This window comes from uncultured Duncaniella sp., from assembly GCF_910577345.1.
GTDB lineage: Bacteria > Bacteroidota > Bacteroidia > Bacteroidales > Muribaculaceae > Duncaniella.
On sequence record NZ_CAJTMT010000015.1, the window covers coordinates 26,005 to 36,174 of the forward strand.

Genomic DNA, 10,170 nt, shown 5'->3' on the forward strand with positions numbered 1-10,170 from the left:
ACAACAATTCAAACGAAAAGGTTTATTATAGCTCTCCATACTGCCGATTGCTTACACTTTATCATTCCGGATGGGATATAAGGAATAAGAAAAATGAATTATTTATTGTAAATTTGCAGCATTATACCACACATTTTCACTCACTGTGTGAATAATTCCTCCTATTTCATCCCCACCGACATCATGAAATCGCTGCATAGTATTTTCGTAATAATTCTGCTTTCTTTAGCCTGTCATATTGTTTCCTGCTCCAACTCAAAATTGCAGGAAACGTTCAATCACGCCGAATTCCTGATGGAAACCCGAGCCGACTCAGCTCTGAAACTACTTTCTGATATAGACAAAACAAGCCTCTCCGGGAAGGCTGAAAAGGCACGCTATGCCCTGCTGATGTCAATGGCCCTTGATAAAAATTTAATCGACACAACAAACTTTGATGTCCTCCAACCGGCTATTGACTACTACCTGGACAATGGGACTCCCGATGAAAAGCTGAGAACCTACTACTATCAGGGACGAATCTTCCAAAATGCCGGAGACAGGGACAATGCATTGAATTCATTCATCAAAGGCTCAGATATAGCGCCTCTTAGCCATGATTCACTATGTATAGCCCGTCTACTGGTAGCAGAAGGTATCATTTACAAGGAATTTTATGACTTTAACGGTTATGCTTCCAATTATCTGAAAGCTGCGACCATCTATAAAGATAAAGCACTCAAAGAACTGGAATTTGATTGTCTTATGAATGCGTTGAACGGTGTCATCATAATTCATGATTTCCATAGAGCGGACAGTATCCTCAGTTTATGCAGCCATTTTTCGTCGCTTGATAATGACCAGGATAAAGCCATTGAGGGATATAGGCTCTCATATACCTTGAATTTTAAATCCGTTCAAGAGCTAAAAAATATGATAGATACCCACAGCCGTTCATGGAATTTAGACATAAACGGTATCTTAAATCTTGCTCTTGCCTACAACAGAATAGGGGAAAATGAGACTGCCCAACAACTTCTCACCCAAGTAAAACAGCAAGGAGCCGAATATGACACCATCAAGTACCAATATATCAATGTAGCAATTCTGGAAAATTTGGGAAAATATGAGGAGGCATATCGGACATATCGTGATTTCGTCCATAGATGGGATGCAATCAATGCCTTCAAATTTGACCAAAAGGCAAAGTCCTTAAATGAAAAACATAAGATAGAACTCCAAGCCCAAAAAGATGCTCGTCATAAATCCCAAATAATATGGAGCTGCGTAGGGGGCATAGTTGTCCTTGCAATGGGTGTCGTCATACTTCTCTTGCTTGTCCGCAGCAACCGGACAAAGAAGGCACTGGCACTTGAAAAAGTAAAGGCTAAGGAGTCGGAGAACGCAAAACTGAAATAGGAAAGCGAAAAATTAGTGCTTGAAAAAGACCGTCTTGCCCTTGAAAACAAAACCCTTCAGTTGGAAATGGACAATAAGGTTCTCGAAGCCGAGAATCTTGCCCATCGTGTCGCTACCCTCGAAACCGAGAGCGACAGCCTCCGTGCGCTTATCGATGCCAAGGAAGAGCTTCCCGGCGAGGTAAAGGACGCAATAAAGGTCCGCATCGAGATGCTCAACTCCCTCCTTGCAAGCTATATCACGGCCAACGACCAGTACGAGAAGCCTTACGACACATGGGTCAGAGAACTGACCGACGACACCGAAGCCTTCATGAACTCCAACCGGCTCGCTTTTCAGGCATCACATCCAAACTTCATCCGGTATTTCGAGGACCACGGGCTGACAACCGAAGAGATCAACTACGTCTGTCTCTATGCAATCGGACTACGCGGCAAGGAGGTCGGGAGCTATATGAAAAAACGCAGCCATGTCAACACAAGCAGTGCCATCCGAAAGAAATTAGGCATTGATAAACACGAGACAAATATCGGAATCTACGTCAGAAAACTCCTCAAAAGCCTGTAAAAACTTTCATCTCCTACCGTTTATGAAAGTCGGGACGTCTTTGCGCCAAAATAATTTACACATTATCTTATAGACATCTAAAATTCAACATTTTACCAAAGAAAATAATTTTCAAATATGAAAGTTTTGATTTGGAGGCTGAAAGTTTGTCACCGTAACTTTGCAGCATCAAAATCAATCAAAACTCATATTTGAAAATGAAAAAACTATTATCTCTTATTCTTGTAATGATGGCATTCGCATTTCTGGCGAGTGCTGAGGAGAGTAATTCTACTTCTATCCCACTCGTTTTGGAGGCATCCACAATTGACAACAACAGTTCTCCTAAAGTTCACCGTGCGCCCATGCGTATCAATATCGAAGCATGGTACAATTCCGACAGCAATACTATCGACATTATATATGATGGCGAAAACGAAGGTGAAGTAGTCCTTTATCTGAGTGACAATATCGTCGGATATGACTCCACTATAAACACAACTCTTTCTCTCCCGACATCTCACGGTGCATACCGTATTGAAATCGTCACTGACAACTGGACGGCAGAAGGACTATTAAAGCTTTAGAACTACTCATGAAACACAAATTACAGATAGAACCTCTGACTATTCATGAATTAGCCCAATTCACAGGAGGTAAAAAACTCTTTGAGAGCGGATCTGCCACTTTTAACAGTAATTGTCATTCCAACGTAGGCGATATTCCAACCATAAAATACGGCAATGATGAAGAGGAAAACCTTAAATTTAAAGATATAAAATTCGAGAAATGAATACATTCTAATATTAACGCCAATGCCCCGTGGCAATTTTAATACGGGGTTTAATAAATTTCAATTATGCACAAAAAATTAAAAATTGAACCCGTTGATCTTCATGAATTAGAGTCAGCGAAGGGAGGTTTCTCCTATAATGGGTGTATGATCACCAATGGTAAATGCAGTGAAGGAGGTTGTGGAATTGCCAATGGTAAATGTCCCGAAAAAAATGATGAGGAGACTGTCAAGAAAGGTGATGACCGCGCGACACCCTAAATAATGCCAAATTACAACATGTAGTCATCATTCAAACTAAATGATAGGATGGTGTGATGATTAATATCATTATATCCATCCTATCATTTTTATTATGACACCGAATATCAAAATATTAGAATCAGAATCACAATATTGTGTCTTCAATACTGAGACCTTCAATCTTTTTGACATCAACAGATTCTCCCGTGATGTACTCTCATATCTAATTACAAATAGAAATATAAATGAAACTGCCAGACATTATCAGCTTACTGATAATGATATAACTTCTATTCTTGATAAAATCGGATATAAATCAACCATCGAAACAAAGACCGAATATACGAAAGATTACCCATCGACAAATAAAATCGTAGACCGAATCACATTGCATGTATCTAATGATTGCAACTTACGTTGTAAGTATTGCTACGCATCAGGAGGCACATACGGAAAATCCCGTGGATTAATGACTCCTGAGACTGCAAAAAGATTTGTAGATTATTGTTGTGATAATTTTGAAAAAATCAAAAATATTGTATTCTTTGGAGGAGAACCATTTTTAAATTGCCCTGTAATTGAATTAGTATGCCAGCAATTCCATTCTAAGTTCAACAACGGTGATATTCAATCAATTCCAAAATTTGGAGCCATAACCAATGGAACCATTCTATCTCCTAAAGCTATTTCCCTTATAAAAAAGTATTTTTCATTCATCACCGTAAGTATTGACGGACCTAAGGAAATCAATGATATTAATCGTATAACTCGTTCGGGCAATGGCAGTTTCGATAGCATCAATCAATTTTTAAAACGAATTTCATCCTTCCCAAAACTTAAAATTTCTGTTGAGTCCACTTATACCCAACAACATATCAATCATGGATATACCCGAACAATGATCCGCGATTATTTCATGAAAGAATTCAATATTAAAGCTGACGTGATTGATGAGATGTCGCTTGAAAACAGCAAAACTGCCATAACAGAATTGGATAAGCCATTTGATTCACCTTGGTTTAACAGCATATTGAAAACTATCGTGAATAAAGAACCAGAGACCAAATGCCAAATTCTTCGTAGCATTTTTGCAATATCAACAGATGGCGGTATATTCCCATGCCACATGAATATTGGAGATGGGATGAAGCCCGTATCATCAATATGGGACTCACAAAAAAGTTTGAACCATATCCTCAAGTCAGACAAGTCGTATTTTCTCAAAGAGAATAATATCTGTAGTAATTGTTGGGCTAAAAACATATGTGGCGGATGCGCAAGATTATCTTTTTATGATTCAAGAAAGAAAGGTTACAGTCATGAACCTATCGAACCAAAGTGTAATGATTTCAGGCATATCGTAGAAAAAGTGTTATTAAAAATCTGTGAGGTCCGTAAGAATCCGAAACTTTGGGACGCTCTTTTGACCAACGTAAATACTCCTAATCACTAATTATAAACTACCGATGAACCGAATATATATAATCCTCTCAATAATTTTAACAACAATCTTGTCCGCTACAGCACAAGATTGGAACGACAGTATTGCTACACATGACCTCAAAGAAGTCATTGTCAAAGCTTCACGGCGAATTCAAAAAGGCGATACATTAACCGTGATTCCATCTATAAACCAACAGAAATTCAACGTCTCAGGATTTGAATTAATCCAAAGCATGATGTTGCCCGGGTTAAAAGTCAATACTATCACAGGAGAGTTAAACTTGACAGATGGTGGAAATGCCATTGTTTTGATAAATGGCCGACCTGTCGACCGGCAGGATATAATAGCAATACGACCTAAAGACGTTGCAAAAGTTGAATATGTGCAGAATTCCGGAATAGAATATGGATATGACGAATCAATTGGCGCAATAATAAATTTCATTATGAAGAAGCGTGCTGACGGTTATGCAGCAGCTGTATTTGCCAATAACGCAATCTCGACTGCCAATGGGCAGAACTTCGTTTTCGGGAAATATACAACTGATAATTCCGAATATGCAATAAGCCTGAATTCGGACTATACATCATTAACCAAACGAAGAGTGGATAATAATAATACCTACATGCTTGGAGACAAACCACACTCTATTTCCTTCAAAGGAGTCGATACTCCATTGAAGTTCTCGGAAAATACCCTCCAGGCAGGTTACAACCATTACTTGCCCGAAAAGCATATTTTTGATATTACATTCAAGGGAGTTTTTTACTATAGTCCTGACAGAGCTTATCTACAGGAAGTGACGGAAGATGACAGATTACCCTATTTTCAACATACAGAACCATACGAGAAATATCTGTCACCACGCCTTAATATTTACTATAAAAGATTTCTGACTGAACATTCTACATTAACCGCTAATATTGCCGGAAACTATCGCCATACAGATTACAAATATACTCTAAGCGAGTTTAACGATGAAGACCTTGACATTGTAAGTAATACTTATAAATATGGCACAAAAAGTAAACGCCAATCATATATAGGTGAAGTTAAGTACTTTAGTCAAGTTAATCGCACTTTTAATCTCAGTATAGGTTCAAGGGTCGCATACTCATACACAGCAAATAAATATATCAGTGATAACTCATCAACAGATAAAATGCATGATACTAATCTATATGCTTATGCATCCTCTTCCGGATACCTTGGTAAAGTATATTATCTGGCTGGAGTCGGATTAAGCGGAAGAATTATAAATCAGAATGGAGAAAGTAGTACAAAATGGATTTTACATCCTCAAATTCAGTTCATATATAATATGAACGGTTGGAAATTCAATATCTTGGGGAGAATTTTACAAAATTCGCCCTCATTATCAGAAATGGCAACAACAGAATTTCGCATAAATAGATTTGAGTTGAAAAAAGGCAATCCAAATCTAAAAAACTGGTGGAAATACCGCACCACATTAAGAATTACAAAGAATATCGGCCCCCTGAACATACAAAACTCCATAAGCTATAATAACTCCATAAACCCTGTCATGTCCTATATCCTTCCAAAGCATACACAGGATGGAACTTTATTTGTCACGTCTTTTGACAACCAAAAACGCATGTCAATTCTGACAAACAGCTTGAATCTCGAATTCGGACCAAATGATAATCTGGCACTTTCAATGTCACTGGATTTTAATTCGTACCAATCGCGAGGCTCAACTTACACCAAGAACTTAAATAATTGGCAAATCAACGTAGGAGCCGATTGGTTTACCGGAAATTGGAACGCAGGGATTAATTTACATAGTCGTAACCGTTCATTGAATGGTGAATATATCAGCTATACCGGTCCTTCAAATACAATCTATATAAACTATATTGTAGGAAATCAGTGGCGATTTGGACTTATGGGACAATATCTTTTCAGTAAAAACGGTCCTGTTTTCAAGGAAAATATCCAAAACAAATATTTATCCAAACATGAGTCTATCGTTGTACCGGCTCAGAGAAATATGATAATGGTTACTGTGGCATGGAATTTTTCCTCTGGCAAGCAACGCAAGAGTGTAAACATTGATATGAATAACGAAGATAATGACTCCGGTATATTCAAATAACAAATTTAAAGTCATCCGACAACTCGATTCAATGCAGTGTGGGATTGCGTCCCTTGCCATGGTATGCAGTTATTATGGGAAGAATATCTCAATAAAAAAACTCTCTTCAATATGCCCGGTGAGTTCTGAAGGCGTTTCGATGCTTGCAATAAAGGCCGCCGCAGAAAGTATTGGTCTTGAAGTTATTGCAGGTCGCATTCACATAAATGAATTAATCAGGATTAATGGGCCATTCATTCTATATTGGAATCAAAATCATTTCGTCGTTCTTTACAAGGTTAGTAACGATGGTAAGTATTTTTTTATTGCAGATCCAGGAAAAGGGAATATAAGATATACCGCCAAAGACTTTAAAAATCATTGGATTGGGCACACTGCAGAAGAGACCAAAGGCATAGCAATGTACCTCGAAATAACAGATAAATTTAATACTGTTAATGAGAAAGACATTAGAAATAATTATTCAACCAAATTTCTTTTTGGATATATCCGACAGTACCGCACGTATTTCACGCAGATTATCCTCGGTCTGGCTCTCGGGTGTGTGCTCCAGTTGATAATGCCGTTCCTCACACAAGCCATCGTCGATGTGGGTATAAGGCACAGGGACATAGGTTTCATTTGGCTCATACTCCTCGGTGAGCTGATGATTGTCGCGGGCAGGACAGCCACGGATTTTATCCGCCGGTGGTTGCTGCTCCATATCTCCATGCGCATCAACATATCGCTCGTCAGCGATTTCTTCATAAAGCTGCTGAAACTCCCGATGTCGTTTTTCGACACTAAACTCATGGGAGATCTGATGCAACGCATAGGCGACCATACCCGAGTGCAGAACTTCCTCACGGGTCAGGTGCTTAACATCATCTTCACATTCCTCAGCTTCATCATTTTCGGCATTGTCCTCTTCTTTTATAATCCTCTGATTTTCGGAATTTTCGCCATAGGGAGTGTCTGCTACGGACTATGGATAACCTCTTTTCTGAAAAAGCGCAAGGTCCTTGACTATGAACTGTTTGAACAACAGGCCAAGAATCAGAACAAGACCTATCAGCTCATCACTTCCATGCAGGAGATAAAATTGCAGGACTGCGAACGCCGCCGCCGTTGGGAATGGGAGGATACGCAGGCCGACCTGTTCAGCGTACAGATGAAGTCGCTTAAACTCCAGCAAACTCAGGAAGCCGGCTCTATTTTTATCAATGAGGTAAAGAATATAATGATTACTGTGCTTGCGGCAACCGCTGTGATAAACTCCCAGATGACACTCGGAGCCATGCTTGCCGTGCAGTATATCATCGGGCAGCTCAACTCTCCGGTGGAGCAGCTCATGTCGTTTATTTATTCTCTGCAGGATGTGAAGATTTCACTTGAACGCATCAATGAGATTCATGAGGGGAAAAATGAAGAATCAGACGGCAATCAGGCGTCGGAGTTCAATGACGGAAAATCCATCGACCTTTCCAATGTCGATTTCAAGTATGACCCCCACGCACTTAAAAAGACTCTGACCGATGTCTCATTCAATATTCCTGAGGGAAAGGTGACGGCTATTGTCGGAGCATCCGGAAGCGGCAAGACAACGCTTATCAAACTCATGCTCGGCTATTACCCGGTCATGGCAGGGGCAATATCGATTGCCGGAAGGAACATAAATGAATATAATCTCAAATGGTGGCGGAGGCATTGCGGTGTCGTCATGCAGGACGGCGTGATATTCTCGGAATCAATAGCCCGCAATATCGCTGTCGATGACGGTGACGTTGATGTGGAACGCCTTGAAAAAGCAGCCCGCATTGCCAACATCCATGACTATATCATGGGCTTGCCTCTGAAATACAATACACTGATCGGGCGCGACGGTGTCGGGCTGAGCCAAGGACAAAAGCAGCGCATCCTTATTGCCAGGGCTGTCTATAAGAATCCGGATTTCATCTTCCTTGATGAAGCGACAAATGCTCTTGATGCAAAAAATGAGAGAGCCATTGTGGAAAATCTCGATGAGTTCTACAAGGGCAGGACTGTTGTTGTGGTGGCACACCGTCTCTCCACGGTCAAGAATGCAGACCAGATTATAGTCCTCGACGGTGGAAAAGTCGTCGAGTCCGGCAACCATGCCTCTCTAATTGAAAAAAGAGGTGCCTATTATAACCTCGTTAAGAACCAACTTGAATTAGGTAACTGATATGGAGCAGCACTCATCTACCCACGACAAAATCGAGCTTCGCTCAGAAAAGGTCAGACAACTTATATGCGAAATCCCACCCTCACTGGTACGCTGGGGCATAGCAGTCATCGCAATCGTATTCATCGCCCTTATTGCATCCCTATGCCTTCTGCCATACCCTTATTCCAACGGTGAATCAATCCTCCGCCATTTTATCGGATAGAAATGCCGGGATGAAAGTATGGTCAGGCTTGTCCGGGAACATGACACGTCCGTGTGAAACACTCATCTGATTCCAAGCGCGTCACAGAACAAAGTCAGTCCATCAATCTGAAAGTTTTGATTCTGAGGATGAAAGTTTTCAAGCGTAGTTTTACAGTATAAAACCAATCTCGAATCCATCTAAGACCCAACCTATTCATGAAAAAGAGGCTCATACTTACAGCGCTGTTCGTTCAGTCGCTTTGCGTTTTTGCCCAAAAGCAAAACCTATCCATAGTGGATTGCCATTACAGTCTGACCTTTAAAAAGGATACTGTTGACAATATCATTGCCGAGGATGTCATGATACTCCGGGCCAACAGAACTAAATCAATATTCTTCAGCCAGGACACCCATTACTTTGACTCACTGAACATGTCGGAAAGCGGAAAAAGTTTTGTGAATCTTCTTATCCGACTCAGAGGCAAATTTGAGAAAATAGAAACCTACAATGTCATAAAGGATCAGGCCAGCAAAACAATGACCTTTGCCGACGATATCGGAGATAAACACATCGTTTATCAAGAGCCATTTCCACAATTCAACTGGAAGATAAGCAATGAAACGAAAAAAGTCAGAGACCACCTCTGCCAAAAAGCTACCTGCAAATTCAGAGGCCGCAGCTATATCGCATGGTTTACCACTGAAATACCCCTGAAGGATGGCCCGTGGAAGTTCAACGGCTTGCCTGGCCTTATACTCGAAGTTTATGATACCAAAAATCAGTATCATTTCAAATTCATGGGAATGCACAGAAATAAGGCCGACATCTCTCTGCTTCCATACGACTATGAGAAAACAACCCGCGCTGAATATCTCAAAAACTTTAAGGAGCACCTTGAGAACCCTGCCGGAAATACGCGCAAGAAGCTTCGCAAGACTTCTAAATCCAAAACCGACATGAAAGCAAAAGACAACCGCCGCAATCCGATGGAATTATACTGATGCTATGCGCTACATGCGTTGTGGTTCATGCGTGGTCCAAGTCAAATCAGCCGAATCTCTGAAATAAATTTGGAAAGTTTGACGAAAAGCGATACCTTTGCATTTGGAAAATCGTAGATATTCCAAATCCCGCGCATGTGGCGTAATTGGTAGCCGCGTTAGACTTAGGATCTAATGTCTCAGGACGTGGGGGTTCGAGTCCCTTCATGCGCACAACAGCAAAGCGACTGAACGAACAGTGCTGTAAGTATGAG

At 40.5% G+C, this 10,170-nt stretch carries 10 protein-coding genes and 1 tRNA gene; all 11 read left to right on the forward strand.

What is annotated here, in order from left to right; genetic code table 11:
* Positions 1-183: 183 nt before the first annotated feature.
* Positions 184-1,398: a hypothetical protein gene (locus tag QZ310_RS08015; protein WP_297071986.1), complete on the forward strand. Its 1,215-nt coding sequence runs from the start codon at positions 184-186 to the stop codon at positions 1,396-1,398.
* 15 nt (positions 1,399-1,413) lie between these two features.
* Positions 1,414-1,965: a hypothetical protein gene (locus QZ310_RS08020; protein WP_297071987.1), complete on the forward strand. Its 552-nt coding sequence runs from the start codon at positions 1,414-1,416 to the stop codon at positions 1,963-1,965.
* 227 nt (positions 1,966-2,192) lie between these two features.
* Positions 2,193-2,531, forward strand: coding sequence for a hypothetical protein (locus tag QZ310_RS08025; RefSeq protein WP_297071988.1), 339 nt, complete (start codon positions 2,193-2,195; stop codon positions 2,529-2,531).
* Between the two features lie 8 nt (positions 2,532-2,539).
* Positions 2,540-2,737 carry a hypothetical protein gene (locus QZ310_RS08030; protein ID WP_297071989.1) on the forward strand — a complete coding sequence of 66 codons (198 nt, stop codon included), beginning with the start codon at positions 2,540-2,542 and terminating at the stop codon, positions 2,735-2,737.
* A gap of 66 nt (positions 2,738-2,803) precedes the next feature.
* Positions 2,804-2,998 carry a hypothetical protein gene (locus QZ310_RS08035; RefSeq protein ID WP_297071990.1) on the forward strand — a complete coding sequence of 65 codons (195 nt, stop codon included), beginning with the start codon at positions 2,804-2,806 and terminating at the stop codon, positions 2,996-2,998.
* 94 nt (positions 2,999-3,092) lie between these two features.
* The gene (locus QZ310_RS08040) at positions 3,093-4,433 is read left to right on the forward strand and encodes a radical SAM protein (protein WP_297071991.1); all 1,341 of its coding nucleotides are present in this window, start codon (positions 3,093-3,095) and stop codon (positions 4,431-4,433) included.
* Between the two features lie 58 nt (positions 4,434-4,491).
* The gene (locus QZ310_RS08045; RefSeq protein WP_297071992.1) at positions 4,492-6,543 is read left to right on the forward strand and encodes a hypothetical protein; all 2,052 of its coding nucleotides are present in this window, start codon (positions 4,492-4,494) and stop codon (positions 6,541-6,543) included.
* A complete protein-coding gene (locus QZ310_RS08050) occupies positions 6,521-8,728 on the forward strand; it encodes a peptidase domain-containing ABC transporter (protein ID WP_297071993.1) in 2,208 nt (735 codons plus the stop codon). The genes QZ310_RS08045 and QZ310_RS08050 overlap by 23 nt, the downstream gene beginning before the upstream one ends.
* A gap of 1 nt (position 8,729) precedes the next feature.
* Complete coding sequence (locus tag QZ310_RS08055) at positions 8,730-8,933, forward strand: hypothetical protein (protein ID WP_297071994.1); 204 nt, start codon at positions 8,730-8,732, stop codon at positions 8,931-8,933.
* A 197-nt stretch (positions 8,934-9,130) separates the two neighbouring features.
* The gene (locus QZ310_RS08060) at positions 9,131-9,916 is read left to right on the forward strand and encodes a GLPGLI family protein (protein ID WP_297071995.1); all 786 of its coding nucleotides are present in this window, start codon (positions 9,131-9,133) and stop codon (positions 9,914-9,916) included.
* Between the two features lie 131 nt (positions 9,917-10,047).
* Positions 10,048-10,129: transfer RNA gene (locus tag QZ310_RS08065), tRNA-Leu, on the forward strand.
* Positions 10,130-10,170 lie beyond the last annotated feature (41 nt).

Coding starts and splice junctions, on each gene's coding strand:
- QZ310_RS08015 (WP_297071986.1), top strand. CDS start 184: ATGAAATCGCTGCATAGTATTTTCGTAATAATTCTGCTTTCTTTAGCC.
- QZ310_RS08055 (WP_297071994.1), top strand. CDS start 8,730: ATGGAGCAGCACTCATCTACCCACGACAAAATCGAGCTTCGCTCAGAA.
- QZ310_RS08030 (WP_297071989.1), top strand. CDS start 2,540: ATGAAACACAAATTACAGATAGAACCTCTGACTATTCATGAATTAGCC.
- QZ310_RS08050 (WP_297071993.1), top strand. CDS start 6,521: ATGACTCCGGTATATTCAAATAACAAATTTAAAGTCATCCGACAACTC.
- QZ310_RS08035 (WP_297071990.1), top strand. CDS start 2,804: ATGCACAAAAAATTAAAAATTGAACCCGTTGATCTTCATGAATTAGAG.
- QZ310_RS08060 (WP_297071995.1), top strand. CDS start 9,131: ATGAAAAAGAGGCTCATACTTACAGCGCTGTTCGTTCAGTCGCTTTGC.
- QZ310_RS08040 (WP_297071991.1), top strand. CDS start 3,093: ATGACACCGAATATCAAAATATTAGAATCAGAATCACAATATTGTGTC.
- QZ310_RS08025 (WP_297071988.1), top strand. CDS start 2,193: ATGATGGCATTCGCATTTCTGGCGAGTGCTGAGGAGAGTAATTCTACT.